The 19,551-nt window shown below is 68.7% G+C and carries 21 protein-coding genes; 14 read left to right on the forward strand and 7 right to left on the reverse strand.

What is annotated here, in order from left to right:
• The first annotated feature begins 131 nt into the window (after positions 1 to 131).
• A complete protein-coding gene (locus tag NV348_RS14830; protein ID WP_447147482.1) occupies positions 132 to 1,214 on the forward strand; it encodes an ABC transporter ATP-binding protein in 1,083 nt (360 codons plus the stop codon).
• A 157-nt stretch (positions 1,215 to 1,371) separates the two neighbouring features.
• Positions 1,372 to 2,019, forward strand: coding sequence for an NADPH-dependent F420 reductase (locus NV348_RS14835; RefSeq protein ID WP_447147483.1), 648 nt, complete (start codon positions 1,372 to 1,374; stop codon positions 2,017 to 2,019).
• Positions 2,020 to 2,052: 33 nt separating this feature from the next.
• On the opposite strand, the gene NV348_RS14840 is transcribed toward NV348_RS14835, so the two are convergent.
• On the reverse strand, positions 2,053 to 2,583 hold the full coding sequence (locus NV348_RS14840; protein ID WP_447147484.1) for a winged helix-turn-helix transcriptional regulator: 531 nt from the start codon (positions 2,581 to 2,583) through the stop codon (positions 2,053 to 2,055).
• 93 nt (positions 2,584 to 2,676) lie between these two features.
• Between NV348_RS14840 and NV348_RS14845 the strand changes: the two genes are divergently transcribed.
• From NV348_RS14845 to NV348_RS14870, 6 genes are all read left to right on the forward strand, one after another.
• Positions 2,677 to 3,846: a thiolase family protein gene (locus NV348_RS14845; RefSeq protein WP_447147485.1), complete on the forward strand. Its 1,170-nt coding sequence runs from the start codon at positions 2,677 to 2,679 to the stop codon at positions 3,844 to 3,846.
• 101 nt (positions 3,847 to 3,947) lie between these two features.
• Complete coding sequence (locus NV348_RS14850; protein ID WP_447147486.1) at positions 3,948 to 4,586, forward strand: Uma2 family endonuclease; 639 nt, start codon at positions 3,948 to 3,950, stop codon at positions 4,584 to 4,586.
• Between the two features lie 59 nt (positions 4,587 to 4,645).
• Positions 4,646 to 5,626, forward strand: a complete 981-nt coding sequence (locus tag NV348_RS14855) for an o-succinylbenzoate synthase (protein ID WP_447147487.1) — start codon at positions 4,646 to 4,648, stop codon at positions 5,624 to 5,626.
• Positions 5,627 to 5,674: 48 nt separating this feature from the next.
• The gene (locus NV348_RS14860; RefSeq protein ID WP_447151041.1) at positions 5,675 to 6,235 is read left to right on the forward strand and encodes a RipA family octameric membrane protein; all 561 of its coding nucleotides are present in this window, start codon (positions 5,675 to 5,677) and stop codon (positions 6,233 to 6,235) included.
• 39 nt (positions 6,236 to 6,274) lie between these two features.
• The gene (locus NV348_RS14865; protein ID WP_447147488.1) at positions 6,275 to 6,706 is read left to right on the forward strand and encodes a MarR family winged helix-turn-helix transcriptional regulator; all 432 of its coding nucleotides are present in this window, start codon (positions 6,275 to 6,277) and stop codon (positions 6,704 to 6,706) included.
• A gap of 8 nt (positions 6,707 to 6,714) precedes the next feature.
• Positions 6,715 to 7,137, forward strand: a complete 423-nt coding sequence (locus tag NV348_RS14870) for an organic hydroperoxide resistance protein (RefSeq protein WP_447151042.1) — start codon at positions 6,715 to 6,717, stop codon at positions 7,135 to 7,137.
• Positions 7,138 to 7,313: 176 nt separating this feature from the next.
• Here the strand turns inward: NV348_RS14870 and NV348_RS14875 are convergent, their stop codons facing one another.
• Positions 7,314 to 7,841: a TIGR04338 family metallohydrolase gene (locus NV348_RS14875; RefSeq protein ID WP_447147489.1), complete on the reverse strand. Its 528-nt coding sequence runs from the start codon at positions 7,839 to 7,841 to the stop codon at positions 7,314 to 7,316.
• On the reverse strand, positions 7,841 to 8,641 hold the full coding sequence (locus NV348_RS14880; protein ID WP_447151043.1) for a DUF2786 domain-containing protein: 801 nt from the start codon (positions 8,639 to 8,641) through the stop codon (positions 7,841 to 7,843). The genes NV348_RS14875 and NV348_RS14880 overlap by 1 nt, the downstream gene beginning before the upstream one ends.
• 198 nt (positions 8,642 to 8,839) lie before the next feature.
• Between NV348_RS14880 and NV348_RS14885 the strand changes: the two genes are divergently transcribed.
• The 6 genes from NV348_RS14885 to NV348_RS14910 all read left to right on the forward strand — a co-directional run bounded on the left by NV348_RS14885 (position 8,840) and on the right by NV348_RS14910 (position 15,587).
• Positions 8,840 to 10,117: an ABC transporter substrate-binding protein gene (locus NV348_RS14885; RefSeq protein ID WP_447147490.1), complete on the forward strand. Its 1,278-nt coding sequence runs from the start codon at positions 8,840 to 8,842 to the stop codon at positions 10,115 to 10,117.
• A gap of 45 nt (positions 10,118 to 10,162) precedes the next feature.
• On the forward strand, positions 10,163 to 11,140 hold the full coding sequence (locus NV348_RS14890) for a carbohydrate ABC transporter permease (protein ID WP_447147491.1): 978 nt from the start codon (positions 10,163 to 10,165) through the stop codon (positions 11,138 to 11,140).
• Entirely contained in the window at positions 11,140 to 12,039 is a 900-nt protein-coding gene (locus tag NV348_RS14895) for a carbohydrate ABC transporter permease (protein WP_447147492.1), read from the forward strand. The genes NV348_RS14890 and NV348_RS14895 overlap by 1 nt, the downstream gene beginning before the upstream one ends.
• A 127-nt stretch (positions 12,040 to 12,166) precedes the next feature.
• Positions 12,167 to 14,491, forward strand: a complete 2,325-nt coding sequence (locus NV348_RS14900; RefSeq protein ID WP_447147493.1) for a transglycosylase domain-containing protein — start codon at positions 12,167 to 12,169, stop codon at positions 14,489 to 14,491.
• A 203-nt stretch (positions 14,492 to 14,694) separates the two neighbouring features.
• The gene (locus tag NV348_RS14905; RefSeq protein ID WP_447147494.1) at positions 14,695 to 15,153 is read left to right on the forward strand and encodes a GyrI-like domain-containing protein; all 459 of its coding nucleotides are present in this window, start codon (positions 14,695 to 14,697) and stop codon (positions 15,151 to 15,153) included.
• A 2-nt stretch (positions 15,154 to 15,155) separates the two neighbouring features.
• Positions 15,156 to 15,587, forward strand: coding sequence for a GyrI-like domain-containing protein (locus NV348_RS14910; protein ID WP_447147495.1), 432 nt, complete (start codon positions 15,156 to 15,158; stop codon positions 15,585 to 15,587).
• 219 nt (positions 15,588 to 15,806) lie between these two features.
• Here NV348_RS14910 and NV348_RS14915 read toward each other — a convergent pair whose 3' ends face one another.
• The 4 genes from NV348_RS14915 to NV348_RS14930 form a co-directional block, all read right to left on the reverse strand.
• The gene (locus NV348_RS14915) at positions 15,807 to 16,916 is read right to left on the reverse strand and encodes an inositol-3-phosphate synthase (protein ID WP_218718588.1); all 1,110 of its coding nucleotides are present in this window, start codon (positions 16,914 to 16,916) and stop codon (positions 15,807 to 15,809) included.
• The gene (locus tag NV348_RS14920) at positions 16,909 to 17,466 is read right to left on the reverse strand and encodes a PadR family transcriptional regulator (protein ID WP_189031469.1); all 558 of its coding nucleotides are present in this window, start codon (positions 17,464 to 17,466) and stop codon (positions 16,909 to 16,911) included. Before NV348_RS14920 ends, NV348_RS14915 begins: the two co-directional genes overlap by 8 nt.
• Positions 17,467 to 17,618: 152 nt before the next feature.
• Positions 17,619 to 18,410: a DUF1707 SHOCT-like domain-containing protein gene (locus NV348_RS14925; RefSeq protein WP_447147496.1), complete on the reverse strand. Its 792-nt coding sequence runs from the start codon at positions 18,408 to 18,410 to the stop codon at positions 17,619 to 17,621.
• An 8-nt stretch (positions 18,411 to 18,418) separates the two neighbouring features.
• The gene (locus tag NV348_RS14930) at positions 18,419 to 19,492 is read right to left on the reverse strand and encodes a DUF1707 SHOCT-like domain-containing protein (RefSeq protein WP_447147497.1); all 1,074 of its coding nucleotides are present in this window, start codon (positions 19,490 to 19,492) and stop codon (positions 18,419 to 18,421) included.
• Between the last annotated feature and the right edge of the window lie 59 nt (positions 19,493 to 19,551).

The following is a 19,551-nucleotide window of genomic DNA, read 5'->3' on the forward strand; positions in this document are numbered from 1 at the left end:
CACTCGGGTGGACTCCGCGCCCGAGGCTACCCGGAAACACCGAGCCGGTCCGGGTGGGCCGCTACGATCCCAGCGACCCTGTACTCGGATCGTCCGGCACGTTCCTGCCGGGATGGGATGTTGATCTACGCATGGCTACCGTCACCTTCGACCGCGCCACCAGGCTCTACGCCGGTGCGAATACACCAGCCGTCGACGCACTCGACCTGGAGATCGCCGACGGCGAATTCCTGGTCCTCGTCGGCCCCTCCGGCTGCGGCAAGTCCACCTCGCTGCGGATGCTGGCCGGCCTCGAGGAGGTCAACGGCGGCCGCATCCTGATCGGCGACAACGACGTCACCAACGCCGAACCCAAGGATCGCGACATCGCGATGGTGTTCCAGAACTACGCGCTCTACCCGCACATGTCGGTCGCGGAGAACATGGGCTTCGCGCTGAAGCTGGCCAAGGTGTCCAAGGCCGAGCGCGACCAGCGGGTGCTGGAGGCGGCCAAACTGCTCGACCTCGAGCAGTACCTGGACCGCAAGCCCAAGGCACTGTCCGGCGGTCAGCGTCAGCGGGTGGCGATGGGCCGCGCGATCGTGCGCCAGCCGCAGGTCTTCCTGATGGACGAGCCGCTGTCGAACCTCGACGCCAAGCTGCGCGTGCAGACCCGCACCCAGATCGCCCAGCTGCAGCGCAGGCTCGGCACCACCACCGTCTACGTCACCCACGACCAGGTCGAGGCGATGACGATGGGCGACCGCGTCGCCGTGCTCAAGGACGGCCTGCTGCAGCAGTGCGCCTCGCCGCGCGACCTGTACCGCGATCCGGCGAACATGTTCGTCGCCGGGTTCATGGGCTCGCCCGCGATGAACCTGTTCACGCTGCCCGTCGCCGACGGCACCGTCACCATCGGCGGTTACCCGGTGCGGGTGCCGCGCGCGGTGGCCGACGCGGGCGAGGGCTCGGTCGTGCTCGGCATCCGGCCCGAACACCTCGAGGTGGGCAACGGCGGGCTGCGGATGGAGGTCGACGTGGTCGAGGAACTCGGCTCCGACGCCTACGTCTACGGTCGCGCGGTCTCCGACGGCGCCGGCGGGCATACCGGGGAAACCATTGTCGCGCGGGTGGATTGGCGCAAGCCGCCGGCCAAGGGCGAGCTGCTGCAGCTGATCGCCGATCCCGAGCACGTGTACTTCTTCAGCGCGGTGGACGGGCGTCGCCTGCGCTGACTCCCGGCCGCGCGGGCGACCGGTGTCGCCCGCCCGGCCGCACACGCCCCGATTCAGCTGTGCGCATAGTCGCTCGGCGGGTGCCCTCACCTGGACTTATGCTGATCTGGCTCGGTGCTCACCGGGCGAGTGTCACTCGACAGCGGAGGTAGCGGAGATGCGCGTAGCAGTACTCGGTACGGGGCAGGTCGGCCGTCGGCTGGCGAGCAAGCTGGTCGAGATCGGGCACACGGTGACGATGGGATCGCGCACGGCCGACAATGCCGACGCCACCGCCTGGGCGGCCGAAACCGGCGGCGCGCATGGCACTTTCGCCGACGCGGCGGCCGATGCCGAGCTGATCGTCAACGCCACCTCCGGCACCGTCTCGCTGGCCGCCCTCACGGCGGCGGGCGCCGACAACCTGCGCGGCAAGGTCATCGTCGACGTGTCGAACCCGCTCGACTTCTCCCAGGGCTTCCCACCCAGACTCGTCGTGCCCGCGGAGGGCAGCGTCGCCGAGTCGCTCCAGGCCGCCTTCCCCGACGCCTTCGTCGTGAAGACGCTCAATACCACCAACAACCAGGTGATGGTCGATCCGGCCCGCATCCCCGGCAAGCACAGCATCTTCCTCAGCGGTGACGACGCCGGCGCCAAGAAGACGGTCACCGAACTGCTGACCGCCTTCGGCTGGTCCCCCGATCAGCTCATCGACCTCGGCCCGCTGCACACCGCCCGCAGCACCGAGCCCCTGGTCCTGCTCTGGGTCAGCCTGTTCCAGGCCCTGGGCACCGAGGACGTGAACATCGGCGTCTTCACCGCCTGAGCGGCCGGCTTCGGTGGCGCCGGAGCGTGGTGATCAGGCGTCCCGCGCCTTCGCGCGCTCGGCGTCGCGGTAGCGGAGGTAGTCGGGGTTGACGCGGACGGCGAGTTGTTCGAGGGGGACCTCGGTTCCGTCGGCGCTGCGTAGTTCGGCGCGGACCGGCTCGCCGGTGGTGACGTCGACGCGATGCAGCGGGGGCGGGCCGGGCTGGAGGTAGGTGTCGCCCCACTGCCACAGCGCGACGACCGCGGGAAGCAGGTCGCGGCCCATGGGGGTGAGCACGTACTCGTTGCGGGTGCGCTTGCCTTCTTCCTGGTAGGGGCGCTTTTCCAGGAGCCCGGCCGCGGTGAGTTTGCGGAGCTGGCTCGCCGCGGCGGCGTCGGTGATGCCGACGCGGTGGGCGAAGCCGTCGAAGCGGGTGGTGCCGTAGTAGGCCTCGCGCAGGATGAGCACTGCCGAGCGCGTCCCGATCAGGTCCATCGCCCGCGCGATCGAACAGCCCGCGGTCTCCCACTTGCTCAGATCGGCCAGTGGCCCTTCCATCACGGCTGCCATGACCGACATCATACCCATCCCTGACTTGAGGAGATCATAGTTAGCGCCTACGCTGACTATTGTTGGATAGAGCCAGCTGAGGCTCACCGTCGAAAGAGGACTCCCATGCGAGACGCGGTCATCGTCGAAGCGGTACGCACCCCCATCGGCCGGGGCAAACCGAACGGCGCACTCCACGACATCCATCCCGTCGACCTGCTCGCGCACAGCCTGCGCGCGGTGGTCGAGCGCAGCGGCATCGACCCGGCCCTCATCGACGACGTGATCGGCGGCATCGTCACCCAGGTCGGGGAACAGGGCTCCAACATGACCCGGCGGGCCGCACTCGCCGCCGGCTATCCGGAATCGGTGGCCGCCACCACCGTCGACCGGCAGTGCGGCAGCAGTCAACAGGCCATCCACTTCGCCGCGCAGGGTGTGATCGCGGGCGCGTACGACATCGTCGTGGCGGCGGGCGTGGAGTCCATGGGCCGGGTTCCCATGGGCGCCAATCTGATCGGGGCCACCGACCTGTCCGGCGTCGCCTTCACCGAGCGCTACCCGGACGGGCTGGTGCCCCAGGGCATCAGCGCCGAACTCATCGCGGCCAAGTGGGGGCTCTCGCGCACCCGACTCGACGAGTTCGCGCTCGGCAGCCACGAAAAGGCCGCCCGTGCAACCAAAGACGGGCTCTTCACCGCCGAGCTCGCGCCGCTGAACGGCCTCGCCACCGACGAGGGCATCCGGGTCGGCTCCACCCTGGAGACGCTCGGCAAGCTGAAGCCCGCCTACTACGACCCCGCCATGGCGGCGCGCTTCCCGCAGATCGGCTGGGAGATCACCGCGGCCTCGGCCAGCCAGGTCAGCGACGGCAGCGCCGCGGTGCTCATCATGTCCGGCGAACGCGCGGCCGAGCTGGGCCTGCGCCCGCTGGCCCGGCTGCACAGCTTCGCCGTCGCCGGCGACGATCCGCTGCTCATGCTCACCGCGGTCATCCCCGCCACCGAGAAGGTGCTGCGCCGGTCCGGCCTGACCCTCGACGACATCGACCTGATCGAGATCAACGAGGCCTTCTCCCCGGTCGTCCTGGCCTGGGCCCAGGAAACCGGTGCCGACCTGAGCAAGGTGAACGTCAACGGCGGCGCCATCGCCCTCGGCCACCCCCTCGGCGCCTCCGGCGCCCGCCTCGCCACCACCCTCGTCCACGCACTGCACCAGCGCGGCGCCCGCTACGGGCTACAGACGATGTGCGAAGCGGGCGGCCTCGCCAACGCCACCATCATCGAACGCCTCTGACATCATCCCCGTGACGGCGCTCCCGTCAGCGCCGTCACGGGCAATTCGGCACCGCCGCGACGTACGATGGCGAGGCTTGCCTCGAGCCGAAGGGTCGCACCGTGTCCGAAGCGTTCGACTGGTCCGTTCCGAAGACCTACAGCCAGCCCGTCGACATGGACAACTACCTCACCATGCCGGAGGACGTCGCACGTTCCGTCGAGATCAAGGACGGGATGATCGTTTTCTGCGAGTCGCCCTCGCCGAATCACAACGCGGTGTCACGCGCGATCGAGCGCGCACTCGCCGACGGCGAGGCGAAGCGCGACCAGCGTGAACCCTGCCTGCGGATCAACCGGGATATCGACATGCTGGTGTCGGAAGTCCCGTTCCACTACAAGCGGCCGGACACCATCGTCTACCGATGCATCGAAACGCCACGGAATCGCTGGAAGACCAAACCGACCGTCGCGGACACCATTCTGGTCGTGGAAGTCGTATCACCGACCACGGTTACCGCCGACACGATCGACAAACGCTCCGAATACGCCCGGTATGGAATTCAGCATTATTGGATAGTCCGGATGGTCAATGACGACGGACCCGCCGTGTCCATCGAGATGCTGACCCTCAATTCCGAAGGGCGCTACGTCTCCAACGGTTTCCGGAACCGCACCGATGATTACGCCGCGGCCATAGATACGCTGACGCCGTTCCCGGTCCTGCTGACCTGGGAACAGCTGGACGAAGGCATCGACTGAAGTAAGTCAGCGCACCATCGGCAGTCCGGCCCCGCGTAGGCGACCTCTACGATCGGGCGGTGGGCGCCGATACGTTCGTTTATGCGATTCCGCTGCGTACGCGGTTTCGGGGGATCACTGTGCGCGAGGGGATGTTGATTCGGGGGCCGCTGGGATGGGGGGAATTCTGTCCGTTTCCCGAATATGACGACCGGGAGGCGGCGGGGTGGCTGGCTACCGCGGTCGAGCAGGCGACGGTGGGGTGGCCCGCGCCGGTGCGGGATCGGGTGCCGGTGAATTGCACGGTGCCTGCGGTCGATGGGGAGCGGGCCGCGCGGATCGTGCGTGAGTCCGGGTGCGCGACCGCGAAAGTGAAGGTCGCTGATCATCCCGGGTCGCTGGCGGAGGATATGGCGCGGGTCGCTGCCGTGCGGGCGGCGATCGGGCCCGATGGCGCGATTCGGGTGGATGCCAACGCGGTGTGGGATGTGGCGACCGCGGTGCGGCACATCGGTGAGATCGACCGGGCCGCCGGCGGATTGGAGTATGTCGAGCAGCCGTGCCGGACGGTCGAGGAATTGGCCGAGGTGCGGCGGCGGGTCGGGGTGCCGATCGCGGCGGACGAGTCGATCCGGCGGGCCGAGGATCCGCTGCGCGTCGCGGTCGCCGGAGCGGCCGACGTGGCCGTGCTGAAATGCACTCCGCTGGGCGGTGTTCGGCGCGCACTGGCCGTCGCCGACGCGGCGGGGCTGCCGACCGTGGTGTCCTCGGCGCTGGAGACGAGCGTCGGGCTGGCCGCCCAGATCGCCCTGGCCGGCGCCTTGCCACAGCTGGAGTTCGCTTGCGGATTGGGGACGCTCGCCCTGTTCGAGGGCGACCTGGTGGCCGAATCACTCCTGCCGGTGAACGGCTGGCTCACGGTGCCGACCACCCCACCGGAACCGGACCCGGCGCTGCTCGACACCTACCGGCACCCCGACCCGGAGCGCACCGAATGGTGGTTGCGGCGGTACGAGCGGGTCAGCGCGCTGCTGGACGCGGACCGCCGCGAAGCCGAGTAGCCGACTACCCGCGACCCACGCGCCCGTCGGCGGCAGGCTCGGTGGGTGATGACTCTGCGCGCGACACCGTGGCGGCGAGCGGTGGACGACAACGATCGAGGGGCCGAACTCCGCACCCGGCTCTGGAACGCTCCGGTGCCCAGCCGAGGACCCGAGGAACGCACCGCCGCCTACGACAGCGCTGTGCTCGAGCAGTATCGGCTCTACGTGGAGATGGCCGATCGGGTGAGTGCGCGGCGGGGGCTGGCCAATTCGTTCTTCCTGACCTTGAACACCGGCATCTTCACCCTGGTCACCGTCTTCGGGAAGTCGCCGCCGGCGGACACCGCGGGGTGGCTGGTGATTCCGCTGATCGCGGTCCTCGGGCAGTGTTTCGCCTGGTTCTACCTGGTGCGGAGCTATCGGTTGCTGAACGGGGCGAAGTTCCGGGTGGTGGGGGCACTGGAGGAGCGGTTGCCCGCGTCGCCGTTCTGGAAGGGCGAGTGGTGGGCGCTCGGGGAGGGGAAGGATCGGGCCCGGTACTGGCCGCTGTCGCATATCGAGCAGTGGGTGCCCGCGCTGTTCGGGGTGGCGTACGTCTCGGGGTTCCTCGCTGTCGTCTTCCACTAAATGGTTGTGCACAACTTAATTGTGGGCTACATTATTTTCATGACCGACGGACTCACCCTCGACGAGCAGCTGTGCTTCCCGCTGTACGCCGCATCGCGGGCGATGACGGCGGTTTACCGACCGAAGCTGGAACGGCTCGGGCTCACCTATCCGCAGTATCTGGTGATGCTCGCGCTCTGGGAACGCGACGGGCGCAGCGTCGGCGAGCTCGGCAAGGCGCTCGAACTGGACTCCGGAACGTTGTCTCCGCTGCTCAAGCGGCTGGCGGCGACCGGGTTCGTCGAGCGGCGGCGGGCGGCCGACGACGAACGTCGCGTCGACATCGTGCTCACCGAACACGGACGATCGCTACGCGCCGAGGCGTGCCGGATTCCGGCCGAGATGGCCGAGATCGCGGGACTATCCGTCGACGAGATCACCGCACTGCGCGGACTACTCCGCAAACTCACCGACACCCTCACAGAGAAATGAGAGCTCCCATGCAGGTCCTCTACACCGCCGAAGCCCTGGCCAGCGGCGAAGGCCGCACCGGCACCGCGCGCACCACCGACGGCAAGCTCGACGTCGTGCTCGCCCCGCCGAAGGAGATGGGCGGCGACGGCGCGGGCACCAACCCCGAGCAGCTGTTCGCGGCCGGTTATGCCGCATGCTTCCACTCGGCGCTGCGCCTGGTCGGCAAGAAGGCGGGCGCGAATATCGCCGATTCCGCGGTCGGCGCGCAGGTGTCGATCGGCCCGAACGGCAACGGCGGATTCGGACTGGCTGTCACGCTCGAGATCACCCTGCCGCACCTGTCGCGCGAGGATGCCCAGGCCCTGGCCGAACAGGCTCACCAGGTCTGCCCGTACTCCAACGCGACTCGCGGCAATATCGAGGTCGACCTCCAGGTCGCCGAGGACTGAGCCGCTTCCCCGAATCCCGCCGGTGGTGTGACACCGGCGGGATTCGCCGTGTCACAGCCTCCACGGCACGCCGCACCCACATTCGCTCGGATCGACGCGCGGTCGGTGTGGAGCCGGTACGGATGTCGACGGAGCGCCGCGCGGCTCGTCGACGGGCAGACCGTGGGCGGATCGTCTCAGCCGAAGCGGACACCGCAGCCCGCGAATGTCGCGCGGATCAGCAGGGCCGCTTCGGGCCCGATGACGCCGTCGACCAATTCGACGTATCGGGTACAGAATTCGGGGCCATGCGCGGGCTCGTCGGCACCGGTCGCGAGATGGTGGGCGAGTTCGTGCAGCACCACCAGTTCGCGCAAGGCCCACGCGGTCGCGCCGGTGTGGAGCGGAACGGCCAGCACCGCGTCGGCGGGTTCGTAGTGGGCCGCCGACGCGCCTGCTCGCGCGCGGACCCGAACCGGAATCTCCGCCCTGTCCCACTGCGCGCGAACCCAATTCAGCGCCAGCACCTTGTCCGCGTAGGACTGCACCGACTCGACCGACGCGAAGCGCCGCTCGACCGGCAGCGTGATCTGCGAACCGTAGACCTCGACCGTGCGGTGCCCGAACTCCTGCGCACGATCGAACACACCCCGCACCAGCTGCTCGGCGTCATAGACCTTGGCCCGCTGGGCATCCCGGCGACGACCGGGATCAGATGAGGCCACTACGCGCCGGTGAGCTTCGCTCGCGCGGCGGGCAACTCCGGCGAGGTGCCCAGTCTCGCCGCGCGCCCGGCGCGATCACCGGCGCGGCGGGCCGCCGCCGAGTGACCGGTGGACGCCTGGGGCCCGCGCCAGGTGCCGCGCGCTTCGGAAGTGGCGGTGTAGAAGTCGGTGAGGGCTACTTCTTTGTCGCGCAGGGCCAGTGCGGTGCCGGTCGACTCGACGGGGGCCCGCTCGGCGACGACCTCGGCTTTCACCTCGGCCAGGCGGGTGCCGACGCGGGCGGCGAAGGCCATCTGGAAGTTCAGTCGCGCCGTGACGCCGGCGACCGGCGCCTCCACCTTGCGGCGGACGGTGCGCCCGAGGCGCTTCTCGGCGACGATCTTGACGACCGTCGCCTCCCGGTAGGCACCGGATTTGATGTAGTGATCGGACGCGCGCACCATCTGGATCAGCAGGCTCGCGTACAGGGCCTCGCAGGTGTCGATATCGGCGGCGAAGCCGTAGGCATAGACCTGGGCGGAACTGCGGGCGACATCGCAGCGCACATCGTTGGCCGAGGCGATCGCGACGAACAGCTGGACGTAGGTGCGCAGTCCCTTTCGCCCCGGTTCGCCGATCGGGATGATCCGCTGCACCGGCGCGGACCTGCGCTCACGGTCGGCGACGTGCGAGCGCGCGACCGCCAGATCGATCGAGGATTTCGTCGCCAGCCGCTGGGCCGCGGCCAGGAACGCCTCGGCCTCGTGTTCGTTGTCGGTGGCCTCGGCCTTGCGCAGCAAACCCCCGATGCGCGAGAGCATCCGGTCGGGCGTCGACGGCGATGGACTGGTCACCCCGTCGAGGGTAGGGCACGCCACCGACTGTGATCCGTTCGCGAACTGACCGGAAAGTATGTGATTGGACAGGACGATCGGACGTGACGACCGCCCACCATGTATGTTGACCCGTGCACCGCACGGGTGTGCTGCTGCTCACGTCTCGACCCTGGAGTGTCTGCGATGGCCTTGAAGTTTGTCCCCAGAGCGACGATGGCTGCTGCCTCGATTGCGTTGCTTACCGCATCGTTCGCGAGTGCCTGCTCCAGTGACAACGGCGGCAACGCGCTCGACCAGAACCTGACCGGCCGCGGCCCGATCACCTACGTCGAGGGTAAGGACACCACCGAGACCGGTGTGGTCAAGCAGCTCATCGACCGCTGGAACGCCGCGCACCCGAACGAGCAGGTGACGTTCAAGGAGCAGTCGGCCGACGCCAACCAGCAGCACGACGACCTCGCCGAGCACTTCCGCGCCAAGCAGGACGGCTACGACGTCGTCGCCCTCGACGTGCCGTGGACCGCGGAATTCGCCGCGAAGGGCTGGATCCAGCCGCTCAAGGACACCTTCGCCATCGACACCGCGCCGCTGCTCGCGCCGACCGTCGCCAGCGCCACCTACAACGGCACCCTGTACGCGGCCCCGCGCAACACCAACGGCGGCCTGCTGTACTACCGCAAGGACCTGGTGCCCAACGCGCCGCGGACCTGGACCGAGATGCTCGGCCAGTGCCAGGTGGCGCGCGACAACAACATCGGCTGCTACGCCGGTCAGCTCGCCCCCTACGAGGGCCTGACCGTGAACACCTCCGAGGTCATCAACGCCTTCGGTGGCAGCTTCGTCGGTGCCGACGGCAAGACCCCGACCGTGAACAGCCCGGAGTCGAAGGCGGGCCTGAAGGTCCTCGTCGACGCCTACAAGAACGGTGACATCCCCAAGGAAGCCATCACCTTCAAGGAGGGCGAGAGCGCCAGCGCGTTCGAGTCCGGCAAGCTGCTGTTCCTGCGCAACTGGCCGTACCTGTACGCCCAGGCCAACGCCGACACCTCCTCGGTGAAGGACAAGTTCGGCGTGGCCCCGCTGCCCGGCAACACCGGTGTCGGCGCGTCCACCCTCGGCGGCTACAACGCCGCGATCAGCGCGTTCTCCAAGAACAAGGCCACCGCGGCCGATTTCGTGCGCTACCTGATCAGCGAAGAGGCCCAGCAGATCATCGCCTCGGGCGCGCTGCCGTCGGTGCGCGCCTCGCTCTACGACGACCCGGCCCTGATCGCGAAGATGCCGTACCTGCCCGCGCTGAAGGAATCCATCGCCAGCGCCGTGCCGCGTCCGGTCACCCCGTTCTATCCCGCGGTGTCGAAGGCCATCCAGGACAACGCCTATGCTGCCCTGAACGGCACGAAGTCCGTCGACGACGCTGTCGCCGGCATGCAAAAGGGCATCGAGACCGCCGGTTCGTAGCGGAGCGCGCAGCGGACCCGACCAGACCGTAGGAGAGTAGTAACGGTGTCGGATCCTTCGGGAGCCAAGCAGCGCGGGCTAGCGCTGGAACTGCGACAATCCGGCAAGGCGTGGCTGTTCGTCACGCCCGTGCTCGTCGCGCTGGCCGTGGTCATCGGGTATCCGGTGGTCCAGGCGATCATCATGTCCTTCCAGAAGGACTCCGGGATCGACCCGGCCACCGGCATGTTCGTCGAGGGCGGCGGCGCCGGGCTGAGCAACTACACGCACTGGCTGCTGCAGCAGTGCAACACGCTCGGTGGCGTCGTCGCCTGCCCGACCGGCACGCTCGGCTCGCAGTTCTGGTCGGCGGTCGGGGTCACCCTGTTCTTCACGGTGGTGACCGTGACGCTGGAAGCGGTGCTCGGCCTCGGCATGGCCATCGTGATGGGCAAGACCTTCCGCGGCCGGGCCCTGCTGCGGGCCGCGGTGCTGATCCCGTGGGCGATTCCCACCGCCGTCACCGCGCGGCTGTGGGAGTTCATGTTCCAGTACGACGGCGTGGTGAACCGGGTGCTCGGCACCCACATCCTGTGGACCTCGGACATGTGGGCGTCACGGTTCGCGGTCATCGCCGCCGACGTGTGGAAGACGACCCCGTTCATGGCGCTGCTGATTCTGGCGGGCCTGCAGGTCATTCCGGCCGACGTGTACGAGGCGGCCAAGGTCGACGGCGCCTCGGCGTGGCAGCGGTTCGTGCACATCACGCTGCCGCTGCTCAAGCCCGCGCTGCTGGTCGCGGTCCTGTTCCGCACGATGGACGCGCTGCGCATGTACGACCTGCCCGCGATCATGACCCTGGGCAACCCCTCGACGAACACGCTGTCGATCCTGGTGGTCGAGCAGGTGCGCCAAGGTCCCAACAGCGCCGCCGCGCTCTCGACGATCACCTTCCTGCTCGTCTTCGCTATCGCGTTCGTGCTGGTGAAGGTGCTGGGCGCCAACGCCGTTCGCACGCAGGAAGAACAGCGGAAGGCGAACTGATGAGCATCTCGATGACGAAAGAGGCGCCCGTCGAGCGCGCAGTGGCGCCGGTGCAGCCGGTGTCGTGGCGCCAGCGGATCGGCACCGTGCGGATGTACCTCGGCGTGCTGATCGTGCTGGTGTGGGGCCTCGGCCCGTTCTACTGGATGACGGTCGTGGCGTTCCGCGACCAGGCCTACACCTTCGACAGCACCCCGTGGCCGACCCACGTGACGCTGGACAACTTCCGCAACGCCTTCGACACCAGTCGCGGCAACAACTTCGGGCAGGCGCTGCTCAACAGCGTGATCATCGGCGCCGCGACCACCGCGGTGGCGCTGCTGCTCGGCGTGCTGGCCGCGTACGCGCTGGCCCGGATGGCGTTCGCGGGCAAGTACCTGGTCTCGGGGCTGATCCTGTCGGCCTCGATGTTCCCGGCCGTCGTGCTGGTGACGCCGCTGTTCCAGCTGTTCACCGATCTGGGCTGGATCGGCCACTACCAGGCGATGATCATCCCGAACATCTCCTTCGTGCTGCCGATGACGGTCTACATCCTGGCGTCGTTCTTCGCGGAGCTGCCCTGGGAGCTCGAGGAAGCCGCGCGGATCGACGGCGCCACCAAGTTCCAGGCGTTCCGGCTGATCATGCTGCCGCTGGCGGCGCCGGCGGTGTTCACCACGGCGATCCTGGCGTTCATCGCCTCGATCAACGAGTACCTGCTGGCCCGGCTGCTGTCGGGCGAGAAGACCCGGCCGGTGACGGTGGCGATCGCCCAGTTCTCCGGCAATGATCCGCTGGTGCAGCCGTACGCGGCGATCATGGCGGCGGGCGTGATCGTCACGGTGCCGCTGGTGATCATGGTTCTGGTGTTCCAGCGCCGGATCATCTCCGGTCTGACCGCCGGTGGCGTGAAGAGCTGATCGGTGCGGGGCGGCGCGTTCGCCGCACCCACGCGCTCCTCCCGGGTTCCACGACACCCGGCGGGTAGAGTCTTCCTATCGATGGCACGTCGGTACAGGTGAGTTCTTCCCCTCGCTCCGGAAGGAGATGGTCGTGGCCTCCGAGGGCGGGCGCAGGCGTTCCGATGCGGACGCGCCGTATACCTCGATCGCCGGTTTCAAGGACCCGCTCGGCCGCGATCAGCCGCAGCGCAAGGGCGCGGCGCGACGCGCCCAGGCCGCCCGGCTGGCCGCCGACGGCGACGAACCCCGCACCCCACGGACCAGAGGTCAGAAGATCCGGCGGTTGATCCTGGCACTGTTCGTGATCTTCGTCTGCGTGCCCGCGCTGCTGTTCTTCGCGATCTACTGGAGCTCGGAGATCCCCGAGCCCGCCGAGGTCGCGGTGGAGCAGCCGGCCACCGTCCTGGCCGCCGACGGCACCACCGTGCTGACGAAATTCATCCCGCCGCAAGGCAATCGGATCCCGATCCCGCTCACCGACGTGCCGATGCCGGTGCGCGACGCCGTGCTGGCCGCCGAGGACCGCAATTTCTACACCAACCCCGGCTACTCGACGAGCGGGTTCCTGCGCGCGGCCCGCGACAATCTGTTCGGCCACGACAATGCCGGCGGCGGGTCGACGATCACCCAGCAGTACGTGAAGAACGCCTTCCTCACCTCCGAGCGCACGGTCACCCGCAAGATGCGCGAGCTGATCATCGCGGCGAAGATGTCGCGGCAGTGGAGCAAGGACGAGATCCTCGCGGCCTACCTGAACACCATCTACTACGGCCGCGGCGCCTACGGCATCGCGGCGGCGGCGAAGGCCTACTTCGACAAGCCGGTGCCCGAACTGACCCTGGCCGAGGGCGCCGTGCTCGCCGCGGTGATCCGCTCGCCCTCGGTGCTCGCCCCGGAGACCCACCTCGACCAGCTGAAGGCGCGCTGGCAGTACGTGCTCGACGGCATGGTGGAGATGAAAGTGCTCGCGCCCGGCGAGCGCGACGCGACGGTGTTCCCGGCGATCATCCCGCTGCCCGACATCCCGGCCGAGCCGGTGGCGCTCGGGCCGGAGGGCCACATCCGCACCCAGGTGATGCGCGAGCTGCGCGCCGCGGGTCTGACCGACGCCGACATCAACACCGGCGCATTGCAGATCACCACCACCATCGACCCCGTGGCGCAGGCGGGCGCCGTCGACACCGTGCGCCGGCGGCTGGAATGGCAGCCGCCCGAATTGCGCGCCGCCGTCGTCTCGATCGACCCGCGCAGCGGCGCCGTGCGCGCCTACTACGGCGGCGAGGCGGGCACCGGCTTCGACTTCGCGCAGGCGCCGCTGCAGACCGGTTCGTCGTTCAAGGTGTTCGCGCTCGTCGCGGCGCAGCGGCAGGGCATCCCGCCGACCAGGGCGATCGACAGCTCCCCCGTCGTCGACCGCGGCACCACCATCACCAACGCCGACGGCGACTCCTGTGGCCGCTGCACGCTCACCGAAGCGCTCAAACGCTCACTGAACACCAGCTTCTACCGGCTCACCATGACGATGGCCGACGGCCCGCGCTCGATCGCCGAGGCCGCCCACCTGGCGGGCATTCCCGAACACATCCCCGGCCTCGACGTCGAAACCCTCACCGAGGCGGGCGAAGCGCCGCTCAACGGGATCGTGCTCGGGCAGTACCTGGTGCGCCCCTTGGATATGGCCTCGGCGTACGCGACGCTGGCCGCGTCCGGCGTCTACCACCAGCCGTACTTCGTGCAGCGGGTCGTCACCGGTGACGGCCGGGTGCTGATCGACCGGGGCGCACCGGAAAACCGGGTGGGCAAACAACTTCCGGAGCCCGAGCAGCGGATCACCGCGGCCATCGCCGACACCACCACCCAGGCGATGACGCCGATCGCCAACTACTCCAACGGGCACGGGCTCGCCGAGGGCAGGCCGTCGGCGGCCAAGACCGGTACCACCCAGCTCGGCGAGACCAAGGACAACAAGGACGCCTGGATGATCGGCTACACGCCGTCGCTGTCGACGGCGGTGTGGGTGGGCACCGAACAGCCGCAGCCGCTGCGCAGCGGGCGCGGCGGCGCGATCTGGGGATCCGGTCTGCCGTCCGACATCTGGAAGCAGGTGATGGATACCGCGCTGGCGGGCACGCCGGTCGAGCAGTTCCCCACGCCGGCGATGACCGGTGGCGGCGGGCTGATCCCCGGCCCGGCACCGGCACCGGCGGCGCCGGGCGGCAGCAGCCCCTACGACATCCTCAACCCGCCGACGAATTCACCGCGCAACCCCGTGCCGGAGCTGATCACCCCGCCGTCCACCACGCCGCCGTCCTCGCGCAACCCGGCGCCGGTGATCATCATCCCGCCCGCGCCACGCCCGGCCACGCCCGGCGAATTGTTCCCCGGACTGGGTGGTGACGGCGGTCGATAGATCACGGATTGGCCACCCGGACCACACACCCCCGCGGACATGGCAACATCGTTGGCCAGAGCGCGAACCAGCCCGACCAGTCGGCACCGCCGGTTTGCCGCGACGCGACGGCGCGTCGAACGATCCCGGCGCGGAACCTGTCATATCGATGCGGGAAGATATGCGCTCGAGCGACGACGAGACTAGACATAGGGGCTACGCAGGTGGATTTCAATGTCGTTGACCGTCCCGAGACGCTGATCGCGGGCACAGTGCTCCGCAGTCCGGCGCTCGCCGTGGAGGGGCCACGCCGCGCGAAGGTGGTGGAGGCGTGGCAGCACCTGCTGGCGAGACCGCAGTTACCGGGACCGATCGCGACGGGGTACGTCGATTTCGCGTCGGAAATCAATTCCTACCTGACCCATATCGTCGGCTACGAATGCAAGACCCTCGCCGATCTGCAGGTCGGTGACGTGCTCGCCCGCATCCCGGCGGGCCGCTACGCCCGTTTCGTCGCCACCGGCGACAATCGCGGCGACACCATCGTCTCGCTGTGGCGCCAGATCTGGGACGCCGAGTCCGCCGGGGAGTTCGAGCGCGCCTACGCCGGCGACTACGAGCAGTATCCGGACGAGCGCACGGTCGAGATCTACGTGTCGCTGACCGCAGAGGGGGGCGAATAGCCATGGCTGTCGATTTCGAGATCGTCACCCTGGAGGACGGGCTGATCGCGGGACTCACCGTGCCGCTGGCCGGCCGCGAGGTGACCGCCCGCGACCTCGACCTGGTGAACTTCACCTGGGACCGGTACCTATCCAGGGAGAAGACGGTGCCCCGCGCGGCGGCCTACATCGGCCAGAACGATCACGCCGTCGCCGTGCTCGGCTACGAGGTCGCCGGGCTCGACGACATCGACGAAGGCGACGTGCTCACCCGCATCCCCGCGGGCCGCTACGCCAAGTTCGTCGTCTCCGACAAGCCCTACGACCTGCTGCGCACGGCGTGGGCCCAGGTCATCAAGGCGGAGAACGCGGGCACCATCACCCGCTCGCACACCGCCGAACTCGAGCGCTACACCGGCCCGACGAGCGTAGAGGTCTACGTCTCACTGGACTGATACACGACAAAGGCCGGGCCACAGGGAAACCCCCGTGACCCGGCCTTTGTCATTGAGCAACCAGCCCCGCCCCGACCCCGAGGAGGGGCAGGCCGACGCAGTCGGCCGTCGCGGCCGTCCCGCCGATCAGGCGCCGGTGCGCAAGCGACGAAGGAGCAAGCACCGGTGCCTGATCGGCGGGACAGAAGGGGCCGCGACTCGAGCGCGCCAGCGCTCCAATTACTCCGCGCCGATGATGAACGCCTCGAGCTGGGTGCGCGCGACGTCGTCGGCGATCTGCTCCGGCGGGGACTTCATCAGGTAGGCCGATGCCGGGATGACCGGTCCGCCGATGCCGCGGTCCTTGGCGATCTTGGCGGCGCGCACGGCGTCGATGATGATGCCGGCCGAGTTCGGCGAGTCCCACACCTCGAGCTTGTACTCCAGGTTCAGCGGGGCGTCACCGAAGGCGCGACCCTCCAGGCGGACGTAGGCCCACTTGCGGTCGTCGAGCCACTCCACGTAGTCCGAGGGACCGATGTGGACGTTGCGGTCGTGGACCTTGCCCGCGAGCGAACCGGTGAGGTTCGACGTCACGGCCTGGGTCTTGGACACCTTCTTCGACTCCAGGCGATCACGCTCGAGCATGTTCTTGAAGTCCATGTTGCCGCCGACATTGAGCTGGTAGGTGCGGTCGAGCACCACGCCGCGGTCCTCGAACAGCTTGGCCATCACGCGGTGGGTGATGGTCGCGCCGACCTGGGACTTGATGTCGTCACCGACGATCGGGACACCGGCGTCGACGAACTTCTGCGCCCAGACCGGGTCGGAGGCGATGAACACCGGCAGCGCGTTGACGAAGGCGACGTTCGCGTCGATGGCGCACTGGGCGTAGAACTTGTCGGCCTCTTCCGAGCCGACCGGCAGGTAGGAGACCAGCACGTCGACCTGGGCGTCCTTGAGCGCCTGCACGACGTCGACCGCCGGGGCCTCGGACTGCTCGATGGTCATCGCGTAGTACTTGCCGATGCCGTCGAGGGTTGGGCCACGCTGGACGCTCACGCCGGTGGGCGGCACGTCGGAGATCTTGATCGTGTTGTTCTCGCTGGCGAAGATCGCCTCGGCCAGGTCGAAGCCGACCTTCTTGGCGTCGACGTCGAACGCGGCGACGAACTTCACGTCCTTGACGTGATAGGGACCGAACTTGACGTGCATGAGCCCGGGAACGGTGGCGTTCTCGTCGGCATCCTTGTAGTACTGCACGCCCTGCACCAGCGACGATGCGCAGTTGCCCACACCGACGATCGCGACGCGTACCTCGCCGGACCCAACCTTGTTGACATCACTCATGGCCGCTCTTTCCCTCTTTCTGTGGTGCCGCCTTCGTCGATTGCTCCGCCGCAATCAACTCGTTGAGCCAGCGCACTTCGCGCTCGCTTGATTCCAATCCGAGCTGGTGGAGCTGACGGGTGTAGCGATCCAGCGAGCCGCTGGCCTTCTTGATCGCTTCCCGCAGTCCCTCTCGGCGCTCCTCGACCTGACGTCGCCGACCCTCCAGGATCCGCATCCTCGCCTCGGCGGGGGTGCGGCTGAAGAAGGCCAGGTGAACGCCGAAGCCGTCATCGGTGTAGTTCTGCGGACCGGTGTCGGCGAGGAGTTCGTTGAAACGTTCCCGCCCGACCGGCGTCAGCCGGTAGACGCGGCGCGCACGACGCGCGATCGCGCCCTCCGGAAGCTCCTCCGCGATCAACCCGTCGGTCTGCATCCTGCGCAGCGTCGGGTAGAGCGAACCGTAGGAGAAGGCCCGGAACGCTCCGAGCAGGCCCGTCAGCCGCTTCCGCAGCTCGTAACCGTGCATGGGCGCGTCCAGGAGAAGGCCGAGAATCGCCAATTCGAGCACTGCCGACCTCACTCCCTGACTATGTCGGCCTGACAGGCCGAGCGGACCTAACCGATGGATGCGAGTTCCAACTATATCGGAGCGATATAACAAGACATAGCGCAATGACGCACATCACTGCGTCATCGCTGGTGAGACGGCCTGGTCAGGGACTAGGCGGGGTACACGGCGATGGGCTCGCCGTTGAGCCGGATCTTCAGATAGCCGCTCTGTTCGGCTTCGTTCTTGACGTAGATGCTGATCTCCGGCTCGGCGTCCTTGCCGCCGCCGGGCGGGTACCTGACCAGCACATGCGAGACCCAGCCGTTGGGGACCCGGGTGGTCTGGGAGGCGCCGGACATCAGCCGGGCGTAGCGGGCGATGTCGACGTCGGCCAGGTCGAACGACTTGGTGTCGGGCGGGCGGCTGCCCGGCGAACCCCACGCCTCGAAGTCACCGCGGTACTGCAGCTCGTCCTGCTTGCCCGGTCGCCCGGAATCGCGTTCGACGAGGGCGTATTCCGGGTACAGCGTCAGCTCGTCGGCGACGGTGCTGCCGTATTCGGTGCGGTAGGCGGCGAGGAAGTGCGCGAATCCGTTGCCGGTGGTGAGGTCGGGCAGCGGGTCGCCGAAGGCGGCCTCGCCCGCGGTGCGGCCGATCAGGCCCGCGCCCGCGCCGAGCAGCGCGGCCAGCACGACCGCGCCGACCGGGATCCACCAGCGCCGGGGTGCGCGCGGCACGCCCCTGGCGACCGGGGTCGCGGCCAGGTTGCCCGGGACCTGGAGATCGTCGACGAGGCGGTCGAGGGCACCGAAGGTCTCGGCCCGCATGGCGGTCGCGGTGCGCTTGTCGTGTTCGGTGGCGGTCAGCTGACCGTCGGCCAGGGCGGCGTCGAGCAGGGCGCACACGTCGGCGCGGTCGGCGTCGCGGGCCCGCAGGTTCTTCGCCGGAGACTGGGTCTTCATCGCTCGGGTCATCCTTCGTACGGGTAGGTCTTCAGCACTTCGCCCGACAGCGCGAGGACGAAATGCCCCGACTGGGCCACCTCGTTGCGCACGAAGATCGTGATCCCGGGCCGCCCCACCCAGCTGTCGTTCGCGATCCGGAAGTGGGTGACCGCGCCGTTGGGCACCCGGACGGTGGCGGCCGCGTTCGTCAGCGCCGCGCCGAGGGCCTCGGCGTTCACCTGTGCCAGATCGATGTCGATCGCGTCGCGTTCGCGGGTGCTGATCTGCGAGTTCGATCGGGCGAAGCCGCCCCGGTAGGTGTAGTCGGCGGTCCAGTCGGCGTTGCCGGGCGCGCGCCGGACGGCCGAGGCGTGCTCGTCGTGCAGCACGGCCTCGTCGACCAGGGTGTCGCCGAACTTGACCCGGTAGTCGTCGCGGAACTGGACGAAACCGGCGAGGGTGGTGAGCGTCGGCGTGGGGATCACCAGCGGTGGCGCCGCGTTGTAGTTGATCGCGTCCGCCGCGACCACCGCGGGCGCGGGTTCGTCCGGGCGCACCGTCCACCCGAAGCAGCCGATCCCGACCACCACGGCCGCCGCGATGGTGGCGAGGCGGAAGGTGTTGCGCGCCTTCGGCTTCACCGGCGCCACCGGCCGCTGCTGCAGTTCGGCAACCAGGGTGGACAGATCACCGAGAGTGCGTGCTTGCGAAGCCAATTCGGTGAGCGCGGCATGCTCGTCGGCATCGAGCTGGCCATCGGCCCGCGCCGCGTCCAGGGCCTCGGTCGTGCGGGCCCGGTCGGCGTCGCGGGCTCTGGTCCGGGCGGGGTACTCACCGGAGTGCTTGCGACCGAAACGCTTCCGTTCGATCGTGGCCTGACCACCGAAAACAGCCGGTGACTGCAGGTCAGCGGTCAGGCTCGCCAGCTCGCCGAGGGTCCTCGCCGTACCGGCGCGCGCCGATCGGTCGTGGTACTCGTCAGCACCCAGCTGGCCCTCGGCATAGGCCGCGTCAAGCATGGTCGACGCCTGCGCGCGATCGATATCACGCGCCCTCGTCACGGAATCGGGGCCGCCGCCGGCCCGCTCGGAAACAGCCATTGCCCTGGTACGCCTCACCTGCGAAAACACCCGGGTCAACCCCGGTATCGGGAGTGTAC

It is taken from the genome of Nocardia fodinahabitans, from assembly GCF_052983615.1.

Coding starts and splice junctions, on each gene's coding strand:
- NV348_RS14830 (WP_447147482.1), top strand. CDS start 132: ATGGCTACCGTCACCTTCGACCGCGCCACCAGGCTCTACGCCGGTGCG.
- NV348_RS14925 (WP_447147496.1), bottom strand. CDS start 18,410: ATGAAGACCCAGTCTCCGGCGAAGAACCTGCGGGCCCGCGACGCCGAC.
- NV348_RS14860 (WP_447151041.1), top strand. CDS start 5,675: ATGACTCTGCGCGCGACACCGTGGCGGCGAGCGGTGGACGACAACGAT.
- NV348_RS14840 (WP_447147484.1), bottom strand. CDS start 2,583: ATGATGTCGGTCATGGCAGCCGTGATGGAAGGGCCACTGGCCGATCTG.
- NV348_RS14895 (WP_447147492.1), top strand. CDS start 11,140: ATGAGCATCTCGATGACGAAAGAGGCGCCCGTCGAGCGCGCAGTGGCG.
- NV348_RS14835 (WP_447147483.1), top strand. CDS start 1,372: ATGCGCGTAGCAGTACTCGGTACGGGGCAGGTCGGCCGTCGGCTGGCG.
- NV348_RS14885 (WP_447147490.1), top strand. CDS start 8,840: ATGGCCTTGAAGTTTGTCCCCAGAGCGACGATGGCTGCTGCCTCGATT.
- NV348_RS14880 (WP_447151043.1), bottom strand. CDS start 8,641: ATGCTCTCGCGCATCGGGGGTTTGCTGCGCAAGGCCGAGGCCACCGAC.
- NV348_RS14870 (WP_447151042.1), top strand. CDS start 6,715: ATGCAGGTCCTCTACACCGCCGAAGCCCTGGCCAGCGGCGAAGGCCGC.
- NV348_RS14930 (WP_447147497.1), bottom strand. CDS start 19,492: ATGGCTGTTTCCGAGCGGGCCGGCGGCGGCCCCGATTCCGTGACGAGG.
- NV348_RS14865 (WP_447147488.1), top strand. CDS start 6,275: ATGACCGACGGACTCACCCTCGACGAGCAGCTGTGCTTCCCGCTGTAC.
- NV348_RS14900 (WP_447147493.1), top strand. CDS start 12,167: ATGGTCGTGGCCTCCGAGGGCGGGCGCAGGCGTTCCGATGCGGACGCG.
- NV348_RS14915 (WP_218718588.1), bottom strand. CDS start 16,916: ATGAGTGATGTCAACAAGGTTGGGTCCGGCGAGGTACGCGTCGCGATC.
- NV348_RS14910 (WP_447147495.1), top strand. CDS start 15,156: ATGGCTGTCGATTTCGAGATCGTCACCCTGGAGGACGGGCTGATCGCG.
- NV348_RS14845 (WP_447147485.1), top strand. CDS start 2,677: ATGCGAGACGCGGTCATCGTCGAAGCGGTACGCACCCCCATCGGCCGG.